Raw genomic sequence first — 21,422 nt, 5'->3', positions numbered from 1 at the left:
GTGTAACGGAAGTTTTTATTCTGTCAGTACCGGATGCCCGCTGAGCGTTAAGGTGGTGGTGGCCGCGTTGTTCACCAGCAGCGCATTCGCGCCGAGGGGCAGAGTCACTGTCTGCTGCTCGTGGCCGAAGTCCAACCCGCTGATGAGCGGAACAGCGAGCTGTGCGCGAAGATAATCACGGACCTGCGGTAAATCATAGCCCGCGTCGTAATCGTTAGGTCGGGCGCCGGTAAAGCTGCCGAGGACGATGGCGCGCTGATTTGCGAGGATACCACTATTGAGCAGCTGCAGCAGCATCCGTTCGACGCGGAACGGATGCTCGTTAATATCTTCCAGCACCAGAATGCCGTTGGCGATTTGCGGCAGCCACGGCGTGCCAATCAGCGAGGTTATCATCGCCAGATTGCCGCCCCACAGAGTTCCCTGGGCCCGGCAATCCGGGCCTTCGCCCTGCCACTCGAGGGTAAATTCCGGGTTGTGCAGCGCCTGCCAGAAGTGGTGTTCGGTAAACGGGTCCATGGTTTCGGCGCCAAAGTTACCGGCCAGCATCGGACCACTGAAGGTGATTATGCTACCCTTTGCCAGCAGGCCCATCTGAATCGCTGTAAAATCGCTGTGTCCGCAAATGATTAGCGGGTTCTGCCGCTGGCGCGCAGCGAGGGCCTGCCAGTCGATGTGCGGCAGCAGGCGGCTGGCGCCGTAGCCGCCGCGTACCGCCATCACGATGCGATTAGCGCCTTCGAGGGTCGCCAGTTGGTTAATGTCGTTCAGGCGCTCATGCTCAGTTCCGGCAAACCGCTGCTGGCGGCGAGGGATGACCTCCTGGTGCAGGACCTGATGCCCGGCTTCCTGCAGACGTTGAACGCCGCGGTATGCTGCCTCCTGGTTGAGGCAGTAACCTGAGGGGGCGACCAGATAAAACTGAGACATGACAATTCCTTGCTAAGAATGAAAGGGTTATCATGCCGCCTGGAGCGATTATTGTCATCTCCAGGCGGCAAACTTCAGCCAATAAGGATAGATGTGTGAAATTGAGATGGTGTGTTTTTATCGTTGTATTGTTGGCCGGTTGTAGCTCAAAACAGGATTACCGTAACCCGCCGTGGAACGCTGAAGTTCCGGTTAAGCGGGCGATGCAGTGGATGCCGATCAGTGAAAAAGCCGGCGCGGCGTGGGGCGTTGACCCGCAGCTGGTGACGGCGATTATCGCCATTGAATCCGGTGGCAACCCGACGGTTATCAGCAAATCCGGAGCAGTAGGCCTGATGCAGCTGAAGCCTTCCACTTCCGGGCGCGATGTCTACCGGCGCATGGGCTGGCGCGGCGAGCCGTCGGTCAGCGAGCTGAAAAACCCCGAACGTAATATCTCGATGGGCGCGGCCTATCTGAGTATCCTTGAGAATGGCCCGCTTGCCGGGATTAAAGATCCGCAGGTGATGCGCTATGCGGTGGTGGTTTCCTACGCCAATGGCGCCGGGGCGCTCCTGCGTACCTTCTCCTCGAATCGTCAGGATGCGATTGACGAGATTAACGATTTGGATGCCGATGAGTTCTTTGAGCACGTGGTGAAAAAACATCCGGCTCCGCAGGCTCCGCGCTATATCTGGAAGCTGCAGCAGGCGCTGGACGCCATGTAGCCGCCTCTGCTCGCGCTGCGCTTCACGGGGCGACACGTCGGGTGTCATCCGTAGAGCACAGCGCGAGTGGAATGTTTTTCAGACAATCCTTAGAAGTCGTAGCCGACGGTGGCGGTCACGCTGCGTTCGGCTCCCCAGTAGCAGTTGCCGGTCCCGTAGCAGCCGGAGAGATACTCCCGGTCGCTGAGGTTATTGGCGTTAACCTGCACAAAAGCCCCTTTCAACGACGGCGACCAGACGCCGAGATCGGCGCGCACCATCGCATCCAGCAAGGTGACCGACGGCAGGCGCTCGGTATTAGCGTCATCCGCCCACTGTTTCCCGATATAGCGTACGCCAGCCCCGGCGCTGATCCCCGCCGGGAACTGATAGCGCGCCCAGAAAGAGGCCATCTGATCCGGCGTCAGCTGCGGCGTATTGTCGCTCGTCCCATCTTTGGTGTCCTGGAAGCGCAGGCGGTTCCAGGTGTAGGAGGCGAGGGTGCTCAGCTCAGGCGTAATCTGGTTGCGCATCTCCAGCTCCACGCCCTGAGAGTGAACTTTTCCTGCTGGAATAAAGGTCGCGGTGGCGATGTTTGGATCGCGCGTCGCCACATCTTTTTGCGTTAAATCGTAGACCGCGATGCTGTACATATCGGCGGAGCCCGGCGGCTGGAACTTCAGCCCCGCTTCCAGCTGTTCTGCAGTGGTGGGTTTTAGCAGGGTACCGTCGGCGCCCGGCAGCATCGCAGGGGTAATCGCCTGGCTATAGCTCAGATACGGCGAGAGGCCGTTTTCCAGGGCATACAGCAGCGATGCCCGGCCGCTGATATGGTCATCGGAGCGGCGGCTGGAGGTGCCGAAGGTATCGCTGACCTGCTGCGAAACAATACGGTCGTAACGCCCGGACACATCCAGATGCCAGCGCGCCCAGACCATTTCGTCCTGCAGATAGATCCCGGTCTGGTAATAGCGGCGGTTGTTGTTATCGCTGTAGGTCACGGTATGTCCGGTCTGCGCGCTATAGCCGCTGAACGGATCGAGAGGCGACGCGCTGCCGGCGCCGGTCCACAGATCGTTGCGGAAACGGTGATATTCTCCACCGAGAATCAGCGTATGGGCCAGTTCGCCGGTGGTGAAATCGGCGCGCAGGCGGTTATCGGTTGACCAGGCATCCAGCGAACCGCGCGAGCCGCTGTAGCCGCGCGCCAGACTATCGCTGTCATCAATCCAGCCGACCTGATACACCTGATCCAGCGATACGTTGGTGTGGGTATAGCTTCCGGCGGAGTAGGCCGACCAGACGTCATTGAACTGGTGAGTGAACTCGTAGCTGTAGATCTGCTCGCGGCGCTGATACCCGTCTGACGGATCGCCTTCGTTGGTGCTGGTGGAGAGCTTACGCCCGTTGTGGGCATAGCGGGTGCCTTCCAGCGGCAGCGAACCGTGATAGCCGCCTGACGGATCTTTTTGCAGGTAGGCGCGCAGCAGCAGCGAGGTGTCAGTATCCGGTTGCCAGAGCAGGGAAGGCGAAATAGCGTAGCGCTCTTCGCGGGTGTTATCGTACTGAGTATCGCTGGTGCGCGTCATGCCGATAATCCGGTAAGCCCATTGATCGTTGAGGGCATCGGTATAATCGAAGGCGGCCCCTTTGGTGTTCTGCGTCCCGCCGCTGAGGCGGAAATGGCCTTCCGAGGTAAACTGCGGACGTTTGGAGGTCAGATTCACCACCCCGCCCGGCACGCTCTGACCGTACAGCGCCGAAGAGGGGCCGCGGATGACGTCAACCCGTTCAACAAACCACGGATCGATTTGCAGGACGTTGTGGCTACCGCCGTCGCTCATCAGGCGCATGCCGTCGAGAAACAGGTTATCAACATCACCGCCGTGGTAGCCGCGTAGCGATACCGTATCAAAGCGGGTTGCGCCGCCGCCGAAGCTGGAGTAAACCCCCGGAGTGTATTCCAGCGCCTGGCTGATGGTATTGGCTCCCTGATCATCCATCTGTTGACGGGTGATGACGGAGACCGATTGCGCGGTGGTAATCAACGGCTGATCGGTTTTGGTCGCGCCGGCCGAGGTTTTGGCGCTATAGCCCTGCGTTGGCGAGATGGCAGAGTCGATGGGTTGCGCGGTGACGATAACCGTCTCTTCCGCCAGGCTGGCAAACGGGAAGACGGTGGCCAGCGCGTACAGCAGCGCCGGGCGTTTGAAGATGACGCGAGCGGTCATGACATAATCCTGAGTTGACGTAGCCTGGTACTCCTGTACGCCACCACGCATAAAAAACGAAAGTGTCATCTTTCGTAAAAAAGTAATGCGAATTATTATCGTTTGCTTTCTCGCGATCAAGCGCGTTTTTGTCGCGCTCGCTGGCAAAGACCGCGATAAATATCAGGATGTTGCTGCGTAAGGGGCGCGTCATGCGCCCGAAGGGGGAGAGAGGGAAACCCGCTACCTACTAATTCAGGTGGGGGATAACGCGTTCAGCGACGGCAATTCCAGCCGATCAGCGCCCAGTCCCGGGCGTCAACCTGAATTGTCTCCGGGTTTTGCTGCGGATACCAGCGGGCGAGACGTTCCCGCTCGGCCGGGCTGAGTGCGCCGAACGCCGCCACGACGTTGCGCTCAAACAGCGGATAGCTGCTGTTATCCTGAGTGTCGCCATAAATAAAGTCGACGCTGGCATTAATCCCCATTTGATACAACACGTTCACGGCATACATATAGTTCGGCAGCGCCGCGCCGTCTCGTCCCAGCACGCGCAGGATCGTCGGCGAGGCAAACCCCGGGTTAACCAAATGGGTGGTGTAGACCCGCAGCCGCGCCTGACGATCGAGCTTCGTCATCGCATCGCGCAAATCGGCCACCAGGGTGGAACGGGAGGCGATGGCGATATCGCAGCGCGGTAGCCCCTCCCAGCTCTCTTCCCACGCCCGCTGGCGCCAGACCGCGTGGCGAACGCCTTGCGCCGTAGCCCGACGGGCGGCGACCTCCAGCATCCCCTGACTGTAATCGACGCCGCAGATCTCTTTGAGCTGGCTGGCCAGCGCCAGCGAGACGGTACCCGGCCCACAGCCCATATCAAACAGGCTGCTGGCGCCGTGCAAATCGATTTTTGCCAGCAGCTGCTGCAGATAGCTGTCGATGACCGGGGCGTCGACGATGGCGATGTTTTCCGCCCGGGCATCCCAGTGGGCGGGCGGTTTCTCTTTCCGTCCTGCCAGTGCGAGCTGTTGTTGGTAGAGGCGGGCAAAATCGATATCGTCAATCAACATAAGAGTCTTCCATCAAGGCGGGTGACCTGAAAACAGCAGACTAACGCGATTGCGAGCCGCGCGGGAGAAAAAAACGCGGCGGTGAGCCCGCCGCGTACGAGGTTTACGGCGCCGGTTTTTTATCCGGTTCGGCGAGCGCATCGTTGGCGGCCGGCTGGGTGCTGACGGCCGCAGCGGATTTTTCCACATTCCCGACCGGGCGCGAGGCCGGCAGTGAATCGCACGGTTTCTCTTTCGGGCAGACCAGATCCAGCATTTTCAGCGTCACGCCGTTGGTCCAGCCGAAACCATCCTGCAGCGGATATTCACCGCCGCCACCGCCGGTGCCCGTCGAGCTGACATCATACTTTTCGACCAGCTTTTGTTGACTGTCGTAGGTATGCTGGACATTGCTGAGGAAGCGCCAGCTCACCTCCATCGCAATTTTCTGCTGGTCGTAGTTTTGTAGCCCCTGGGCGGCAACCCACTGCAGCGGCGCCCAGCCGTTCGGTGCATCCCACTGCTGACCGCTGTTCACGGTGGTCGTGGTTAAGCCACCGGGTTTCAGCAACTGCGATTCTGCCGCCGCAGCGACCTTCGCCGCTCGCTCGCGGGAAGCGGCGTTTACGTACAGCGGGAACAGGGCCGCGGCGGTGAGCTGATTACGGACTTTATGGGTCTTGAGGTCATAATCGGCGTACCAGCCCGCTTTATCGTTCCACAGATATTTCTCCAGCGCCTTCTGGCGGTCGTTGGCCAGGGCATCGTACTGCGCCGCTTTGGCGCTGTCGCCGGCGGCCTTGCTGGCACGCGAGAGGGTCTTCTCCATGTGGAACATCAGCGCGTTGAGATCGACCGGCACAATGCTGGTGGTGCGGATGGTCCCCAGTTTTTTCGGGTCATCCATCCAGCGCGAGCTGAAATCCCAGCCCGAGGCGGCGGCAGAACGCAGGTCGCGATAGATCTCGGTCGCCGGGCGATTCGGGTTGTTTTTCGCGGTGGTGACATCATCGAGCCACGATTCCGGACGCGGGGTATCGTTATCATCCCAGTAGCGGTTCAGCAGCGCGCCATCCTCCATTCGCACCACCCGCTGGTTGGCTTTTCCCGGCTCCAGCGCATCGGCGCCTTTCATCCAGTACTGGTACTCTTTTTCCATCTGCGGCAGCCAGGTTTTCAGCACCCTATCGCCATCATGGGTCGCGAGGAGCTCCACCATAAACGAGAAAAACGGCGGCTGTGAGCGGCTCAGATAGTAGCTACGATTACCATTGGGAATGTGGCCCCAGGCATCGATCTCCGCCGCGAAGTTGCTCACCATATCCTCAACTTTATCCCAGTGCCCGCTCTCGGCCAGGCCCAACATGGTGAAGTAGCTATCCCAGTAATACACTTCCCGGAAGCGGCCGCCGGGAACCACGTAGGGTTTGGGCAACGGCAGCAAAGAGTCCCACTTTTCGACCTCAACGGTGCTGCGGGTCAGCACTGGCCACAGGCCGTCGATATGCTGACGCAGCGTCTGGCCCTTCGGCGGAACGTACCGATCATTGTCTTTCGGCAGGGTGAAATTCAGCTCGACGAAATGACGCAGGTCGAAGCTGGTCTGGTTTTTTTGCATGCGATAGTCGGCCAGGATCATCAGCGGATCGCTATTGGGGATCGCATCGGCAAAGGTTTTCTGGTCGGGGAAGAGTCGGGCATTTTGCACATCATTAAACAGCGGGCCGAGCATCACATCCGGGGATGGCGGCACGGGTTTGGTTTCCACGGCCTGGGCGGCCAGCGTCGATAAAGCGAAGATCGCGCCCCCGAGCGCCAGAGATAAAGCGTAAGGCAACGTTGCGGGACGACGTGAAACCGATCTCGTCATGGGGAATTCTCCTTATCATTTCAGACGGTCTTGCCACTGCATTTGACCATCAGAAAACCTTAGACGAATATCTGCTATCCGGGGTGTTGCAGGTAACATTTTGCGTGAAAACAGACAATTTACCTGCCTGTCCTGGCAGACAAACAATAAGCAGAGCCGTGGAAATCGCCATGTCATCGCGATGTGCTGTTATCGGTCGATCAAAGTCTGAGGAGAACTGCGGGTGAATCGACGTCATTTTCTGCTGTTAAGCGCGGCATCGCTGTGGGCGGCGGCACGTGCCGGGGCCAGCGAGCGCCGGGATGAGGTGCTCAGCTTATGGCCTGCCGAACCGCCGGGGGGCGGCGGGCCATCCGGGGCGCCGCGGCTCTCTGCGCGCGGCGCGCTCACTCATATTGTCCGGCCGCAGCTGGCGGTGTGGCGCCCGGCGCAACCCCGTGGTCATGGCGTACTGATTGCCGCCGGGGGCGGCTACCGGCGCATCGAAATGGCGAAAGAGGCCTGGCCTGCCGCGCGCTGGCTGACGGCACGCGGCTATACCGCCTACGTCCTGAGCTACCGGCTTCCCGGCGAAGGGTGGGGCGCCGGCGCGCTGGCGCCGTTGCAGGACGCCCAGCGGGCGCTGCGGTTGATTCGCGCGCGGGAAGAACAGGTCAGCCTGCTGGGGTTTTCCGCCGGCGGGCATTTGCTGGGTATGGCGGCCTGCCGGGCCGATTTTGCCGCTTATTCGCCGCAGGATGCTCTCGATGACCATCCGGCTCGTGCCGATAAAGCCGCGCTGATTTATCCGATTATTTCGCTGATGTCGCCCTATAGCCATACCGCGACGCACCGGATGCTGGCGGGCGCCCATGCCTCGGAAGCGGTTGACCGCGCCTGGTCGGTGCAGACCTACGTCAATTCACAGACACCGCCCTGTTTTCTGGCTCAGGCGGAGGATGATTCGGTGTCCGATCCGCATAACACCCTGATCATGGCCGCCGCCTGCCGACAGCATCAGGTGCCGGTCAGCCTCTATCGCTATGCCCGCGGTGGACACGGTTTTGCCATGGGGCGTCCCGGTACGCCGACCGTCGAATGGCCGGAGCATTACGCGCGTTGGCTGAACGGGCGCTAACCCTGATGGCGCAGGCGCGCGATATTTGCTTCATGATGGTGCAAAACCGGCGTGGCATCGGCTATCGGGGTGATTGTTTTTTGCACAATAAAGCGGCGCATTGCGGGGAATTGCACTGGTCTCACGCCCTCTGCTACCTGGCATAATAAATGCTTATCTCTTTGCGGGGTTACCCCAACGTGAGTATAACCGGAGGAGACGGCCATGATAAAAATAACGCTTCCTGACGGGCATTATTATGATGAGATGCTTACCGCGCAGGGACAGCAGCGTCACCACTATAACGCCTGGTGGCAATGGTTTCACAACACCGATCAATTCTCTATCCGGCAAAAGAAAGAGCAGGCGGAGCTGCTTTTTCACCGCATCGGCATCACGTTTAATGTGTATGGGGAAGATGAAGGTACCGAGCGTTTGATTCCATTCGATAGCGTCCCGCGCATCATTCCCGGCGGAGAGTGGAAAAAGATCGATCGCGGTATTCGTCAGCGGGTCAAAGCGCTGAACGCCTTTTTGTACGATATCTACCACGAGCAAAATATCCTGCGCGCGGGCCTCATTCCGGCGGAGCAGGTACTGGCCAATGAACAATATCAGCCCTGCATGCAGGGCATCAATCTGCCCAATAATACCTATGCCCACATTACCGGCGTCGATATGGTGCGCAACAGCGACGGCCAGTATTACGTGCTGGAGGATAACCTGCGTACCCCTTCAGGGGTCTCGTATATGCTGGAAAACCGCAAAATGATGATGCGTCTCTATCCGGAGATGTTTGAAAATCACCATATTGCGCCGGTTGAGCGCTATCCGGGCTACCTGCTGCAAACCCTGCGTGAAAGTTCCCCGGTGGACGATCCCTGCGTGGTGGTGATGACGCCCGGGCGTTTTAACAGCGCCTATTTCGAACACAGCTTCCTCGCCCAGCAGATGGGAGTTGAGCTGGTGGAAAGCGCCGATCTGTTTATTAAATCGGGCGCGGTCTATATGCGCACCACCGAAGGGCCGCGGCGGGTGGATGTGATTTACCGGCGTGTTGATGACGCCTATCTCGACCCGCTGGCATTTCGCGCCGACTCGATGCTCGGCGTGCCCGGCCTGCTGTCGGTGTATCGCGCAGGCGGCGTGGTGCTGGCTAATGCGATTGGTACCGGTGTGGCGGACGATAAGTCGATCTACCCCTTCGTCCCGGAGATGATCCGCTTCTATCTTGGCGAGCAGCCGATACTGAACAATATTCCCACCTGGCAGTGTCGCAAGCCGGAGGATTTGCAGTACGTGCTGGGGAATCTCGAGAGGATGGTGGTCAAGGAAGTTCATGGCGCCGGGGGATACGGCATGCTGGTGGGGCCGCGTTCAACCAAAGAAGAGCGGGAGATGTTTCGCCAGCGTCTGTTGGCCAATCCGGCTAACTATATCGGACAGGAGACCCTGGCGTTGTCCACCTGTCCGACCTTCGTGGAGGGAGGGCTGTCGCCGAGGCATATCGATTTGCGTCCCTTTGTCCTCTCCGGCCAGGAGATTCGTCTGGTGCCGGGCGGACTGACGCGGGTGGCGCTCACCGAAGGCTCGCTGGTGGTGAACTCATCGCAGGGCGGGGGCACCAAAGATACCTGGGTGATGGAGGATGGTGAATCATGCTGAGTCGGACTGCGAGTGAACTTTTCTGGATGGCGCGCTACCTGGAGCGCGCGGAAAGCTATGCCCGGGTGCTTGATGTGACGTGGAAACTGTCGATGATCCCGCGTCACAGCCAGCAGTCGCGGGATCTGGCTCTGCCGCTGAATTTGTCCTTAACCCATGAACTGTTTCAGGCGCGACATGCGCGCTTCACCATGAGCAATTTGCTTAATTTCTTCGCGCTCGACGGCAACAACCCCTGCAGTATTTACAGCTGCGTGGAGATGGCCTGGAACAACGCGCATGCGGTTCGCGGCAGCCTGTCCGCCGAGGTGTGGGAGTGCATCAACGCTACACGTATTGAACTGCGCCAGCTCCGCCAGCGGGGGATTAGCGAACTGGGCACCGATGGTTTTTTCGACTGGGTGAAGGAGCGGGTGCACCTGTTTCGCGGCGCGGTGCTGGGTACGCTGCTGCGCAATGACGCGCTGAGCTTTATCGGTATCGGCACCTTGATTGAACGGGCCTACGCCACCACGCAACTGCTGCTGATCAAGGATCAGCAGCTGAGCAGCGATCCGGATTCGGTACGCGAATACTACCGGCTGGACACCCTGCTTAACGCGGTCAGCGCCCGGGAAGCCTACAACAGTATCTTTCGCCAGCCGGTCACCCGGGAGACGGTGATGGAGCTGCTGATTTTGCGCAACGACGTACCGCGATCCCTGCGAGCCTGTATCTCCGATCTGATTGGTCAACTGGAGCATATCGCGAACGACCGTTCACACCTGCCGCTGCGCCTGGCGCATCAGCTGAATGTCGATCTGCGCTTCAGCACCCGCGACGATCTGGCGGGCGCCGATTTACAAAGTTACCTCAACGGACTGCTGGCGCGTATTAATGCTCTGTCCGACAGCATCAGACAAACTTATCTGGAGGCGCTATGAAACTGGTCATCGATCACCTGACCCGCTACGGCTACGATGAAGAAGTGAAGTTTTCGACCCAGTACCTGCGCCTGACGCCGCGCAGTACCGGACGGCAAACCATTACCTCCTGGACCCTGACCTTGCCGGAGGGGGCGGCGGTGACGACCACCGACGCATGGGGAAATGTCCTGCATGTATTAACGCTCGACAATCCCCACAAAGAGATTGCCATCCGCGCCAGCGGGATCGTGGATATTGCCGAGGACAGCGAACAGAGCGATGTGGCGGAAGAGGAGCTGCTCTCTCCGCTGGTCTATTTACGCTGTACGCCGCTGACCCGCGCCGACGACAGGATTCGCGAATTTGCCCAGCGTCTGTATCGCCGCGATGAGCCGGAGGAGAGTCTGAATCAACTGATGGCGGACCTGCTGCTGAGAATGCCATACTCACCGGGAGCCACGCAGGTGCAGGACTCTGCCGCAGACGCCTTTGCCAGGGCAAAAGGCGTCTGCCAGGATCATACCCACGTCTTCCTCGCCTGCTGTCGCGCGCTGGAGATCCCGGCGCGCTACGTCAGCGGCTACGTTTACAGCGATAATGCCCAGCATGTCGCAATGCACGCATGGGCAGAGGTGTGGGTGAACGGACGCTGGCAATCTTTTGATATCACCAATAATACCCGTCACCTCAACCAGCATCTGCGGCTGGCGACCGGGCTGGACTATCTGGATGCCTGTCCGGTGCGCGGCACCCGGCTGGGCGGCGGCGGGGAAATAATGTTAACCAACGCTGAAGTGCGCGAGCATTCGCAACAGGCGCAGCAGCAATAAAGGCAGGAACAAAGAACGATGACCTACTGTGTGGCCATGTGTTTAGCGGATGGACTGGTCTTTGCCTCCGACTCCCGCACCAATGCGGGAGTGGATCATATCGCGACCTTTAAAAAACTCCATGTGTTTGCCGAGGACGGCGAACGGGTCCTGGTGCTGCAGTCCGCAGGCAACCTGGCCACCACCCAGAGCGTCATAAGCCTGCTGAGTACGCGGATTGCGACTCAGCAGGAGCCTAATCTGCTGCAGGTGAGCTCGCTGTATGACGCGGCGATGCTGATTGGCAAAACGCTGCAGGAGGTGATTCAGCGCGATAGCAGCAATCAGCAGCACTGCGGCAATACTAACTTCAACTGCAACCTGCTGCTGGGCGGGCAGATTGCCGGAGAAACGCATCGGTTGTTTCATATCTATCCGGAAGGCAATTTTATTGAAGCCTCGCGCGATACCCCGTACTTCCAGATTGGCGAGAGCAAATACGGCAAACCGATCATCGATCGGGTGTTAAGCCGGGAGACACCGCTGGAACAGGCGATGTGCTGCGCGCTTATCTCGATTGATTCCACGCTGCGCAGCAATCTCTCCGTTGGCCTGCCGCTGGATACGCTGCTGTACCGCAGCGGGAGCCTGAGCAGCGCCGGCCAGCATCGCATCACCGAAAGCGATCCGTACTTCAACACCATCCGCAAGGCGTGGTCGGAAGGATTGCAAAACACGTTCCAGACCTTGCCGCCCTATGCGCCGGGCGGCGATCGCTAAGGCGCGGTCTGCGGTGAGAAATAGCGTCCCGGCGTCATGCCGGTCATGGTGCGGAAAAAGTAGATGAAGGCGCTGTCGCTGGCGAAATCCAGCGCCTGCGCGGTATCGGTAATGCGCTCCCCGGTGGCCAGCAGCTCCACCGCCTTCATCAGGCGCCACTGCTGCCGCCACTGCTGATAAGTCATCCCGGTATCGCGACGGAAAATCCGGCTGATGGTCTTTTCGCTGGCTCCGCAGCGGACCGCCAGCTGCTGCAGCAGCGGCGGCAGGGCGTCGCCGGCGAGCAGCGCCAGACGCTTATCCTGAGGCAGGGCGAGCATCATCGGCTCCTGCGCCGCGCTGCACATTTCCGCCTCGCAAAGCGCGGCGAGGTGCCAGCCGATACCGTTCTGCCAGTCACTATCCCACGGGCTGGCGGCGATTCGCTCCAGCAGTTCGCGCAGCAGCGGGCCGACGTTGAGGATCGCCGGATGGCGCGGGAGGGCAGGATAGTGGGTCGGATGAAACCAGACCGAGCGATAGTCGACGATGCTTTTCATCTCCGCACGGTGGTCCATGCCGGCCGGTATCCAGGCCGCCCGGGTGGGCGGCAGCAGGCACAGCAGCGCGCCGTTGTTGAGGGTCAGTCGTATGCAGCCCTGACGGGTAAAAAGCAGCTGTCCCATCCGGTGCAGGTGGCTGCCGGAATCATGCTGACCCAGCGCCGAGCACACGCCAATCACTCTGTTATGCAGATCCTCCGGATTAAATAGCGCATTCGCCTCGAGCCAGGCCATGATGTCTGATTTCCGATATAAAAAGTCATTATGTTTATAATGTACGATTCACCGCCCGCCTACAATAGCGCCTCTTAATTGTATCGGAGGTGATGATGTTCGGGCGTTCGGCCATGGTGCTGGTTACCGCATTATTGATGTTTCCGCAGATCGTGGAGACGATTTACAGTCCGGCGCTGACCGATATCAGCCGCTATTTTTCCGTCAGCGCGGTAGAGGCGACGCAGACCCTGTCGGTTTACTTTATCGGCTTCGCCATCGGCGTGCTGTACTGGGGACGATTCAGCGACCGCTATGGCCGGCGTCCGGCGCTGCTGGCGGGCCTCGCGGCCTATGCCCTGGGCTGCGTGCTGGCGCTGGCGGCGCGTGATTTCACGTTACTGCTGGTCGCCCGGATGCTGTCGGCGTTCGGTGCGGCAACGGGATCGGTGGTGAGCCAGACTATCCTTCGCGACCGTTTTAACGGCCGCCAGCTTGCCGCTCTTTTTTCAGTGATGGGCCTCGTGCTGGCGGTCAGCCCGGCGGCAGGCGTCTACCTCGGCGGAGCAATCGTTGCCGGCTGGGGAATGCACGGTGTGTTGACGGCCCTCGCGCTGCTGGCCGCGGTATTACTGCTACTGTGCTGCTGGCTATTGCCGGAGACTCGCCCGTCGCAGCATGTTCATACCGCGTTTTTACCGCTCTTACGCCGGATGGCGACGGATAAGCCGCTGGCGCTGGCGGTCCTGCTGGTGGCGGCCTTCAACGTCAGTCTGTTCAGCTATTACAGCCTGGCGCCGTTCATCTTCGCGCAGCTGCGTCAGGGGAGCGTGATTTTTGGCTACAGCGGCATCGCGTTGGCCGTCGGATCGTTGGCCGGGGCGCTGTTCAATCGCTGGCTGCTGCGCAAAGCCGTCGCGGAAGCGGGAATATTGCTGCTCGCCTGTCTGATACAGCTGATGAGCAGCGTAGCGGTGTTTTGCCTGCCGGATACGCTGCTGTTCCTGCTGCCGATGATCGGCATCACCTTTGCCTACGCCATGGCGATCCCGCTGCTGCTCGGCACGGCGCTGGGCGCATACGGCCACTGTCGGGGAACCGCCGGGGCTATCTTCGGCCTGGCCTATTATGTGCTGATTGGCCTGGGACTGGCGGCAGTGGGATGGGGGCAATCGCTGGGAGGGGCGCTGATCGTGTGCGCCAGCGTCAGCTGCATCGCCGGGCTATGCTACGGCCGCTGTTTGCGCACCGCGCGGGCGGAGGCGACCTGACCCGCCCGCGAGGCTCAGCGCGTGGAAGCCAGCCGTTCGCCGCTGGCGGCGTCGAAAAGATGGATTTTCTCGCGCCGTACCGCCAGCGATAAGGGCTGACGGATAGTCGCTTCGAGACGCCCGGCGACCTGGACATGGAGGGGGAAGCCCTGCCAGTCGAGATGCAGCAGCGTGGACTCGCCGGTGACCTCGACAATATTGACGACCCCCGGCAGTCCTTCGGCGGCAGGCTGAATATCCTGCGGACGCAGACCGACAATCACCGGCGCCTGACCCTGCTGTGCCGCCGCCGGATACCAGCGTTCAGGCAGGGCCAGCCACAGTTCGCCGCACTGCACGCCGGGCTGGCCATCGCGCTGCTGAATCTGCCCCTCCAGCAGATTCATCGGCGGGGAGCCGATAAAGCGCGCCACGAAGGTGTTGCAGGGGCGATCGTAAATCTCCAGCGGCGGCCCCTGCTGCACGATCACGCCATCGCGCATCACCACGATCTGGTCGGCAAGCGTCATGGCTTCAACCTGATCGTGGGTGACGTAAATCATGGTGGTGTTGAAGCGCTGGTGCAGGGATTTGATCTCGGCCCGCAGCTCCATGCGCAGCTGGGCATCGAGGTTGGAGAGCGGCTCATCGAACAGAAAAACCTGCGGATTACGCACCATCGCCCGGCCCATAGCCACGCGCTGACGCTGGCCGCCGGAGAGCGCTCGCGGATAGCGGCCGAGCAGTTTATCGATACCCAGCATACTGGCGATGTGCTGAACCTTGTTTTTCTGTGTCGCCTTGTCGACTTTTTTGACCTGCATATGAAAGGCGAGGTTTTCCGCCACCGTCAGATGGGGGTAGAGCGCGTAGCTCTGAAAAACCATGGCGACATCGCGGTCCGCGGGATCGAGATCGTTGATCGGGCGGTTGTTCATCAATATCGTTCCAGCGGACAGGCTTTCCAGCCCGGCCAGCAGGCGCAGCAGCGTTGACTTTCCACAGCCGGATGGCCCTACCAGCACCGTAAAGCTGCCGTCCGGAATGGTCAAGTCCAGCGGATGCAGCACCGTCTGTTTACCGTACTGTTTGGCGACGTTTAGCAGTTCAACGCTGGCCATAGTCGACCTCCTCGATATGGTGTTGCAAGGTTCGCCAGTCGGGATAGCGACGTGGGGATGAACCGATCGCGTAGGCGGCCACGGCGTTGCCCCAACGTAACGCCTGTGAGGCCGACTGGCCGTTTAACAAACCGGCAAGAAACCCGGCATTAAAACTGTCTCCGGCGCCGATGGTGTCGATGACCTCGACTGGTTTCACCGGCGCGTGATGCCCCTGGTCCGCCGTCCACCACCAGGCGCCATCGGCGCCGCATTTGACAATGCAGCCGCCCCGGCCGCTGAGACGCGCCGCGAGGGCGCGGGCCGCCGTCGGCAGAGGGGCCTGGTTCGCCAGGCCAAGCGTTTCGACTTCATTGAGCAGCAGCCAGTCGCAATCGCCGAGCCAGCGGTGGGTCGCCTCACGCAGCGCGCTGTCCCAGTTGTGCGGCGGCCAGCCGGTATCGACCGCCACCTGAAAACCGCGGTCGCGCAGGGTCGTCAGCAGCCGCGGATAGTCCGGCAACAGCGCGGTGCATAAGAAGGTGCCGCAGAGCAGCAGAATATCGCCGGGCGTCGCCCTGGCCGGGAGCTGAGTCAGGATGTCGTCGGCGGACAGGCGGGTGATATGTCCATAGTTGCTGAGAAACGAACGCTCTTTGTCGGGATGCGTCACCGCCACCGTCAGCGAGGTCTCGCAGGGATACTGCGGCCAGCGTTCGGCGCTGCCGGGGAACTGCGCCGCCAGCCAGGCGGTAAAGGCGTCGTCGCCCTGGCAGCCGACGGTGCAGTGGGGGAGCTGCATGGCCGCGGCCGCCAGCGCGCAGTTACCCGCTGAACCGCCGGGGCGCAGCGCGCTGTGTTCCAGCATCACCTCGGTGCCGGGAGTCGGCCACTGCGCGAGGGTTCCCATAACTAAATCAATATTGTAATTACCTGCGATATAGAGCACAGGCGCGGTGAGCGTTTGCATAGTTATCCTTTACTTCCACCGTGAGTGAGACCGCTGACCAACGTTTTTTGCAGCCAGATGGCGATAAACAGCGGCGGGACCGAGGCGAGGATGCCGACCGCCGCCACCAGTCCATCGTCGGTGGCGCGCCCGGCGGTGAATCCGGCAATGGTGACCGGCAGCGTCTGGGCGGCAATGTTGCTGGTAAACAGTAGCGCATAGAAAAACTCGTCCCAGGCCAGCAGCCAGCCGAACAGCGCCGACGCCCCCAGCATGGGTTTTGCCAGTGGAAGGGTGATGCGCAGTAGCACCTGCCAGACCCGCAGACCGTCAAGTCGGGCGGCCTGCTCAATATCCTGCGGCAGCGCATCGAACTGATTTTTCACCATCCAGGTGAGAAACGGCATAATCAGCGAACAGTAGACCAGCACCAGCCCGCTGCGGGTATTCAGCAGCCCGAAATGTTCGAGAATAAAATAGAGCGGCAGCACGAAGGCCACCGGCGGCACCATATAGATGCCGAGCCCGGCGTACAGCCAGCCGTCGCGTCCGGGGTAGCGCGAGAAGCTGAAGGCGGCGGGCACCGCCAGCAGCAGCGACACCAGCGTCGCCCCAGCGGCAACCAGCAGGCTGTTGCGCAGGGCGGGGAGAAACAGCGCGCCGGGCTCACCGGGCTGCAGCGACAGCAGACGGGCGTAGCGGCTGAAGTCCCACTGACGCGGCAGCCACTCCAGCGGCACCCGGGTCAGATCGGCCGCGGCGCTGACGCTCATCAAAAACAGCCACGCCATGGGGGCCAGGATCGACAGCGCCACCAGCAGGGCCGCCAGGTAGCGCAGCAGAATACGCAGTTTACGTTTCATCATGAGTGCTCCGGCGGCGCTGACGCAGCAGCATAAACAGATACAGGGCGATCAGCAGGGCGCACATCAGGGTCATCAGGATGGCGTAGGCCGCGCCGCTGCCCGCCCGCAGGTAGCTAAAGGACTCCTGGTAGACGAAGAAACTCAGCGTGCGGGTACTGTCCAGCGGCCCGCCGCGGGTCATTACGTAGATGATATCGAAGACCTTAAACGCATCGATGGTGCGCAGGACCAGGGCCACGCCGAGCGGGGCGGCGATCGCCGGGAAGGTAATGGCGCGAAAACGCCGCCACGACGAGGCGCCGTCAAGGCGAGCCGCTTCGTATAAATCCTCCGGAATGGATTGCAGCGCGGCCAGCACCAGCAGGGTGACCAGCGGATAGTTCTTCCAGATATCCGCCAGCATCACCGCGTTGAGGGCCGAGTCCGGCGACCCCAGCCAGCTGCGGTAACCGTCGATAATGCCCCATTGACTGAGCAAGGCGTTAATACTGCCGTAGTCCGGGTTGAAGTTGAGCCGCCACATCATCGCGTTAACGATAGTCGGCAGCGCCCAGGGCAAAATGACCAGCACCCGCAGGATATTGCGTCCGAAAAATGGCTGATTGAGCAACAGCGCCACCAGCACGCCGATAACCCCTTCAATGGCGACAGAGACCACGGTGAAGTAGAGGGTGCGGGCGAAGGCGGCGCGAAAATCCGGGTCGGTTAACGCATACAGATAGTTATCCAGCCAGAGGTAATTCGTCACATCGCCATTGCCCACCAGCGCGGTGTCGGTAAAGCTCAGCCATAGCGTGCGCGCCAGCGGCCAGGCCGTCAGCAGAAACATCACGATCAGCATGGGTGCCAGAAGCACCCATGCCTGACGCTGCTCGCGTTGTTGCAAACTCAGCATCAAATGTCCTTAACGCAGGCGCGCCGCGCTTTTGTCGACGGCTTGCATCGCGGCATCCGGGGCGGCCTTGCCCTGCAGAACGGCCTGAAGCTGCTGTTGTAAGGCGTTGGAGAGGCGCGAGTAGTCCGCGGTTTCCGGACGCGACAGCATCACGTTCAGCGATTTATCCGCTGCGGCGATCAGGCTCTCCTGACCTTTCGCCACCGCCGGGTCCTGATAGGAGGATTTCCACACCGGCAGGCTCAGCTTCGCATATTTATCCTGCACCGGTTGCGAGGTCAGATAGTGAATATACTGCCACGCCTGTTCCGGATGCTGGCTGGCTTTGGCAATGCCTAACCCCATTGAGCCGTTCACCGCGCCGGGTTTATCCGGCGTATCGCCGGGGGCCGGCATAATGCCGACATCGCCCGCTACCTTACTTTGTTTCGGGTCGTTGGCCATGTTGTACATATAGGTCCAGTTCAGGGCAAATGCCGCGTCGCCGTTGGAGAAGGCCTTGCGCACATCCTCTTCCAGATATTCACGGGAGGCCGGATTGCTTAACCCGTCATCCAGCGATTGTTTCATCAGCGTAACCGCTTTCAACGACGCCGGAGTGGAAAAGTCCAGTTTGCCGTTCTGATAAAACTGCCCGCCAAACCCGGAGACGAGGGTGGTGTAGTCGCACACCAGCGCTTCTGCCTGCGACCAGCTCCACACCAGCGGGTATTTAACGATACCTTTATCCTTGATGATTTTGGCGTCGTCCAGCACCTGTTGCCAGGTGGTCGGCACCTGCTTGATCCCGGCTTTGTCCAGCATCGCTTTGTTGTAGTAAAGATACTTGGTGTCGAGGATCCACGGCATGCCCAGCGTTTTGCCTTTGTAAACCACGGTATTCATGGCGCCGGGGAAAACCTTCTCCCGTTCGGCGGCGGGAATACGTGCCGAGACATCCTGCAGGAGATCGAAGTGGCTAAATTCGGCAGGCCAGATGGCATCGAAGAGCACCACGTCGTAGCCGTTGCCGCCGGCTCCGCGTGCGGCAACGATTTTGTCATGCAACGCTTCGTAGGGGACGAACTCAAGGTTGATTTTGATATCCGGGTTTTGTTTTTCGAAATCGGCGGTCATGGCGCGAATGTCATTTTCGCTGTACGCCGCCTGGGTCATAAACAGGGCGTTAACCTGGGTGGCCGCCGCCGCACTCCCGCTGATGACCAGCATAGCCAGCAGACCGGCTTTAACCCGAAATGCACTGTAGTCGTTCATGTTGCTCTCCGCGGTACTGAAAAGAGGGATATGATTTATTAAATCAATTTGATTGATTTAATCGGGGCGACAATACGGCCCAAACGTCATTCGTGGCCCTTAGCATAAGCGTAGCAAAGCTTATGCCACCCGAAAGGGGGGAGGAGAATGTCGTTGCGCGAATTGTGACGCTGGCTAGAATTGCAGCATGATGCGACCAGGAAGGGACGGAATGAAAACCTCGGGAACGAACCTTGAACACGCGCGAGTACACAACCGGCGGGTGGTGATTGAGGCCGTGCGTCTGCACGGTACGCTGACCCGGGCGGAGCTGGCGCGAATTACCGCGCTGACGCCGCAAACGGTCTCCAATATTGTCGCCGAGCTACAGCAGATGGGGTTGCTCACCAGCCATGAGCCGCGTCGCGCCGCAGGACGCGGTCAGCCGGCGGTGCCGGTGAGCCTCAACCCCGCCAGCGCGTGGTCCATCGGGATCCATCTCGACCATCAAACCTTGATCATCGTGCTGGTGGATCTCACCGGCGAGATCCATTTCCGCCGGCTCATTCTGGTGCAAAAGCCCCAACCTGGTGCCACCTTTGCCCGCATTGCCGAGGTGGTGCAGGAGATGAAAGCGCTACCCGGGCTCGACTGGAGTCGGGTGCTGGGCATTGGCGTAGTGATGCCTGGGCCGTTTGGTGTGGAGGGCATTTCTTCGACCGGGCCGACCACTCTCAACGGCTGGGAGGGGGTGGATGTAGCGTCGGAGCTGGAGCGGATAAGCGGTCTGCCGGTCACCCTGGAGAATGACGCCACGGTGGCGGCTATCGGCGAGCGCTTCCACGGGGTGGCGCGCCAGCTGAATTCGTTTGTTTATCTGTATATCGGCACCGGGCTTGGCGCCGGGATCTTCACCGACGGCCATATTTATACCGGCCACGCCCACAACGCCGGAGAGGTCGGGCATATCGTGGTGCAACCGGGAGGGCGCGCCTGTTACTGCGGTAACCAGGGCTGTCTTGAACGCTACGTTTCTCTGCAGGCGGCCTATGAGTTTTGCGGTCTCGACCCCTACCGGGCGCTGCCCGAGGACCTGCTGGCGGTGGAGGCGTCGCTGTTCGATCGCTGGGTGGAGACGGCGTTACCGTCGCTGCGCCAGGCCATTAATTTGCTGGAATGCGTTTTCGATGCGGAAACGGTGGTGGTCGGCGGCATGATGCCCGCGCCGCTGCTGGAGAAAGTGCTGGCCCGCCTGCCGCCGCTGTATCAGTCGGTGCGCGGGCGTTATCTCCCGGCAATGCGGGTGAAAATGGGGATGACGGGCACCGACACCGCCGCCCTCGGCGCTGCCGCACTGCCGATCTTTGATGAGTTTAATCCGCAGTTTCAGGCATTGATGAAGTAGGCCGCCGGCGCAATTCAGCAACGCCCGCACCGTGCGTCGCGGATGAGCCCACGCAAAGGACCGCCGGCGGGGGCTCGGACCACGCGGTTAAAGGCGTTGATTCACTCTTTCGCCAGCGGCAAGTTGTGGATCTGCAGTACCGCTCTGGCGGCTTCCTGACCCTTTTTGATGAAATGCTGGCTGTAAAAATCGATGAACTCGTCGGCAGGCTGGAAGTTGTGCGGCGTCAGAGAGACGGAGAACATCGGGACTTCGGTGGCCAGCTGGGCCTGCATCAGACCGCTGACCACGGCCTGGGCGACAAAGTCATGGCGATAGATACCGCCATCGACCACCAGCGCGGCGCACACGATGGCATCATAGCGTCCGCTTTTTGCCAGCTTCTGCGCCAGAAGCGGCATTTCAAATGCGCCAGGGACATCCCAGCTGTCGAGCGAATAATCAACCTGCTGACGGTCCAGCTCCTGCTGAAAACCGCTCTGCGCCTGGCTGACGATGTCACTGTGCCAGTTAGCTTTGATAAAGGCGACGTTTAACGATGGCATGGCATACTCCTGTAAAATGACCGCATCAGGCGAGTCAAAGAATGTTGATCTTCAGGTCTTATACTCCGCGAGCCGTTTCAGGCCCCCACCGGGCGATGCTCTCATTCGCTCGGTTTACGCGCTTTCACACGGAGCTCAGGTCCTGTCTCATTAGCCAAAAGCGCTGGCGCATTCAGCAGCGTTCGGACGGGATCCGGTCGTTAACATTATACTGTTATGTCAAGAGACGATAGCCGTTTTTATCCGCCGCACGCTGTGGAATACCTGTTCTCGGCCTGCGGGCGGCGCGGGCGTCTCATGGGGGCCGGGGGCGCTATCCCGCCGGGCAGAAAAGTGCGCGCATCATCATTTTCTGGCAAAGCTAAGTGATTTAAATACTTTGTTATTTTCCGCGTTTTCTCTCATCTTCTGGAGGCAAAAAGTTACG

At 60.3% G+C, this 21,422-nt stretch carries 19 protein-coding genes; 8 read left to right on the top strand and 11 right to left on the bottom strand.

Annotation, left to right across the window (positions count from 1 at the left end):
- Positions 1-15: 15 nt before the first annotated feature.
- A complete protein-coding gene (ldcA, locus tag MC50_RS24820) occupies positions 16-930 on the bottom strand; it encodes a muramoyltetrapeptide carboxypeptidase (RefSeq protein ID WP_047665194.1) in 915 nt (304 codons plus the stop codon).
- Between the two features lie 95 nt (positions 931-1,025).
- On the opposite strand from ldcA, the gene emtA reads away from it, so the two are divergent.
- Positions 1,026-1,637, top strand: a complete 612-nt coding sequence (gene emtA, locus MC50_RS24815; protein WP_032687024.1) for a membrane-bound lytic murein transglycosylase EmtA — start codon at positions 1,026-1,028, stop codon at positions 1,635-1,637.
- 89 nt (positions 1,638-1,726) lie between these two features.
- On the opposite strand, the gene MC50_RS24810 is transcribed toward emtA, so the two are convergent.
- The 3 genes from MC50_RS24810 to MC50_RS24800 form a co-directional block, all read right to left on the bottom strand.
- Complete coding sequence (locus MC50_RS24810) at positions 1,727-3,847, bottom strand: TonB-dependent siderophore receptor (RefSeq protein WP_032695257.1); 2,121 nt, start codon at positions 3,845-3,847, stop codon at positions 1,727-1,729.
- Positions 3,848-4,101: 254 nt separating this feature from the next.
- Complete coding sequence (locus MC50_RS24805; RefSeq protein WP_032687027.1) at positions 4,102-4,893, bottom strand: class I SAM-dependent methyltransferase; 792 nt, start codon at positions 4,891-4,893, stop codon at positions 4,102-4,104.
- Between the two features lie 103 nt (positions 4,894-4,996).
- Positions 4,997-6,742, bottom strand: a complete 1,746-nt coding sequence (locus MC50_RS24800) for an alpha,alpha-trehalase (protein WP_032687028.1) — start codon at positions 6,740-6,742, stop codon at positions 4,997-4,999.
- A 223-nt stretch (positions 6,743-6,965) separates the two neighbouring features.
- Here MC50_RS24800 and MC50_RS24795 point away from each other — a divergent pair, with 223 nt between their 5' ends.
- The 5 genes from MC50_RS24795 (at position 6,966) to MC50_RS24775 (ending at position 11,997) form a co-directional block, all read left to right on the top strand.
- The gene (locus MC50_RS24795; protein WP_047665192.1) at positions 6,966-7,859 is read left to right on the top strand and encodes an alpha/beta hydrolase; all 894 of its coding nucleotides are present in this window, start codon (positions 6,966-6,968) and stop codon (positions 7,857-7,859) included.
- Between the two features lie 204 nt (positions 7,860-8,063).
- Complete coding sequence (locus MC50_RS24790) at positions 8,064-9,503, top strand: circularly permuted type 2 ATP-grasp protein (protein ID WP_004863765.1); 1,440 nt, start codon at positions 8,064-8,066, stop codon at positions 9,501-9,503.
- The gene (locus MC50_RS24785) at positions 9,497-10,426 is read left to right on the top strand and encodes an alpha-E domain-containing protein (RefSeq protein ID WP_032687030.1); all 930 of its coding nucleotides are present in this window, start codon (positions 9,497-9,499) and stop codon (positions 10,424-10,426) included. Before MC50_RS24790 ends, MC50_RS24785 begins: the two co-directional genes overlap by 7 nt.
- Positions 10,423-11,238 (top strand): transglutaminase family protein, encoded by an 816-nt coding sequence (locus MC50_RS24780; protein ID WP_032687031.1) that lies wholly within the window; start codon positions 10,423-10,425, stop codon positions 11,236-11,238. The genes MC50_RS24785 and MC50_RS24780 overlap by 4 nt, the downstream gene beginning before the upstream one ends.
- 18 nt (positions 11,239-11,256) lie before the next feature.
- On the top strand, positions 11,257-11,997 hold the full coding sequence (locus tag MC50_RS24775; RefSeq protein WP_032687032.1) for a proteasome-type protease: 741 nt from the start codon (positions 11,257-11,259) through the stop codon (positions 11,995-11,997).
- On the opposite strand, the gene MC50_RS24770 is transcribed toward MC50_RS24775, so the two are convergent.
- Entirely contained in the window at positions 11,994-12,773 is a 780-nt protein-coding gene (locus tag MC50_RS24770; RefSeq protein WP_046852224.1) for an AraC family transcriptional regulator, read from the bottom strand. The genes MC50_RS24775 and MC50_RS24770 overlap by 4 nt on opposite strands.
- A 95-nt stretch (positions 12,774-12,868) precedes the next feature.
- On the opposite strand from MC50_RS24770, the gene MC50_RS24765 reads away from it, so the two are divergent.
- On the top strand, positions 12,869-14,023 hold the full coding sequence (locus MC50_RS24765; RefSeq protein ID WP_032687344.1) for an MFS transporter: 1,155 nt from the start codon (positions 12,869-12,871) through the stop codon (positions 14,021-14,023).
- Positions 14,024-14,037: 14 nt separating this feature from the next.
- On the opposite strand, the gene MC50_RS24760 is transcribed toward MC50_RS24765, so the two are convergent.
- The 5 genes from MC50_RS24760 to MC50_RS24740 are packed head-to-tail and all read right to left on the bottom strand — an operon-like array spanning position 14,038 to position 19,066.
- A complete protein-coding gene (locus MC50_RS24760) occupies positions 14,038-15,123 on the bottom strand; it encodes an ABC transporter ATP-binding protein (protein ID WP_046852225.1) in 1,086 nt (361 codons plus the stop codon).
- The gene (locus MC50_RS24755; RefSeq protein WP_047665190.1) at positions 15,110-16,072 is read right to left on the bottom strand and encodes a carbohydrate kinase family protein; all 963 of its coding nucleotides are present in this window, start codon (positions 16,070-16,072) and stop codon (positions 15,110-15,112) included. Before MC50_RS24755 ends, MC50_RS24760 begins: the two co-directional genes overlap by 14 nt.
- Positions 16,073-16,074: 2 nt before the next feature.
- Positions 16,075-16,914 (bottom strand): carbohydrate ABC transporter permease, encoded by an 840-nt coding sequence (locus tag MC50_RS24750; protein ID WP_032687345.1) that lies wholly within the window; start codon positions 16,912-16,914, stop codon positions 16,075-16,077.
- Positions 16,904-17,812: a carbohydrate ABC transporter permease gene (locus MC50_RS24745; RefSeq protein ID WP_032699418.1), complete on the bottom strand. Its 909-nt coding sequence runs from the start codon at positions 17,810-17,812 to the stop codon at positions 16,904-16,906. The genes MC50_RS24750 and MC50_RS24745 overlap by 11 nt, the downstream gene beginning before the upstream one ends.
- A gap of 9 nt (positions 17,813-17,821) precedes the next feature.
- Positions 17,822-19,066, bottom strand: a complete 1,245-nt coding sequence (locus MC50_RS24740) for an extracellular solute-binding protein (RefSeq protein ID WP_032687036.1) — start codon at positions 19,064-19,066, stop codon at positions 17,822-17,824.
- Positions 19,067-19,277: 211 nt separating this feature from the next.
- Here MC50_RS24740 and MC50_RS24735 point away from each other — a divergent pair, with 211 nt between their 5' ends.
- Entirely contained in the window at positions 19,278-20,450 is a 1,173-nt protein-coding gene (locus MC50_RS24735) for an ROK family transcriptional regulator (RefSeq protein WP_032695249.1), read from the top strand.
- Positions 20,451-20,551: 101 nt separating this feature from the next.
- On the opposite strand, the gene MC50_RS24730 is transcribed toward MC50_RS24735, so the two are convergent.
- A complete protein-coding gene (locus MC50_RS24730; protein WP_032695247.1) occupies positions 20,552-20,995 on the bottom strand; it encodes a 6,7-dimethyl-8-ribityllumazine synthase in 444 nt (147 codons plus the stop codon).
- Positions 20,996-21,422 lie beyond the last annotated feature (427 nt).

Source organism: Klebsiella planticola, assembly GCF_000783935.2.
GTDB classification, from domain to species: domain Bacteria; phylum Pseudomonadota; class Gammaproteobacteria; order Enterobacterales; family Enterobacteriaceae; genus Klebsiella; species Klebsiella planticola.
This window is presented reverse-complemented; position numbering and strand designations above follow the sequence as displayed.

Coding starts and splice junctions, on each gene's coding strand:
- ldcA (WP_047665194.1), bottom strand. CDS start 930: ATGTCTCAGTTTTATCTGGTCGCCCCCTCAGGTTACTGCCTCAACCAG.
- MC50_RS24810 (WP_032695257.1), bottom strand. CDS start 3,847: ATGACCGCTCGCGTCATCTTCAAACGCCCGGCGCTGCTGTACGCGCTG.
- MC50_RS24805 (WP_032687027.1), bottom strand. CDS start 4,893: ATGTTGATTGACGATATCGATTTTGCCCGCCTCTACCAACAACAGCTC.
- MC50_RS24800 (WP_032687028.1), bottom strand. CDS start 6,742: ATGACGAGATCGGTTTCACGTCGTCCCGCAACGTTGCCTTACGCTTTA.
- MC50_RS24790 (WP_004863765.1), top strand. CDS start 8,064: ATGATAAAAATAACGCTTCCTGACGGGCATTATTATGATGAGATGCTT.
- MC50_RS24785 (WP_032687030.1), top strand. CDS start 9,497: ATGCTGAGTCGGACTGCGAGTGAACTTTTCTGGATGGCGCGCTACCTG.
- MC50_RS24780 (WP_032687031.1), top strand. CDS start 10,423: ATGAAACTGGTCATCGATCACCTGACCCGCTACGGCTACGATGAAGAA.
- MC50_RS24775 (WP_032687032.1), top strand. CDS start 11,257: ATGACCTACTGTGTGGCCATGTGTTTAGCGGATGGACTGGTCTTTGCC.
- MC50_RS24770 (WP_046852224.1), bottom strand. CDS start 12,773: ATGGCCTGGCTCGAGGCGAATGCGCTATTTAATCCGGAGGATCTGCAT.
- MC50_RS24765 (WP_032687344.1), top strand. CDS start 12,869: ATGTTCGGGCGTTCGGCCATGGTGCTGGTTACCGCATTATTGATGTTT.
- MC50_RS24760 (WP_046852225.1), bottom strand. CDS start 15,123: ATGGCCAGCGTTGAACTGCTAAACGTCGCCAAACAGTACGGTAAACAG.
- MC50_RS24755 (WP_047665190.1), bottom strand. CDS start 16,072: ATGCAAACGCTCACCGCGCCTGTGCTCTATATCGCAGGTAATTACAAT.
- MC50_RS24750 (WP_032687345.1), bottom strand. CDS start 16,914: ATGAAACGTAAACTGCGTATTCTGCTGCGCTACCTGGCGGCCCTGCTG.
- MC50_RS24745 (WP_032699418.1), bottom strand. CDS start 17,812: ATGCTGAGTTTGCAACAACGCGAGCAGCGTCAGGCATGGGTGCTTCTG.
- MC50_RS24740 (WP_032687036.1), bottom strand. CDS start 19,066: ATGAACGACTACAGTGCATTTCGGGTTAAAGCCGGTCTGCTGGCTATG.
- MC50_RS24735 (WP_032695249.1), top strand. CDS start 19,278: ATGAAAACCTCGGGAACGAACCTTGAACACGCGCGAGTACACAACCGG.
- MC50_RS24730 (WP_032695247.1), bottom strand. CDS start 20,995: ATGCCATCGTTAAACGTCGCCTTTATCAAAGCTAACTGGCACAGTGAC.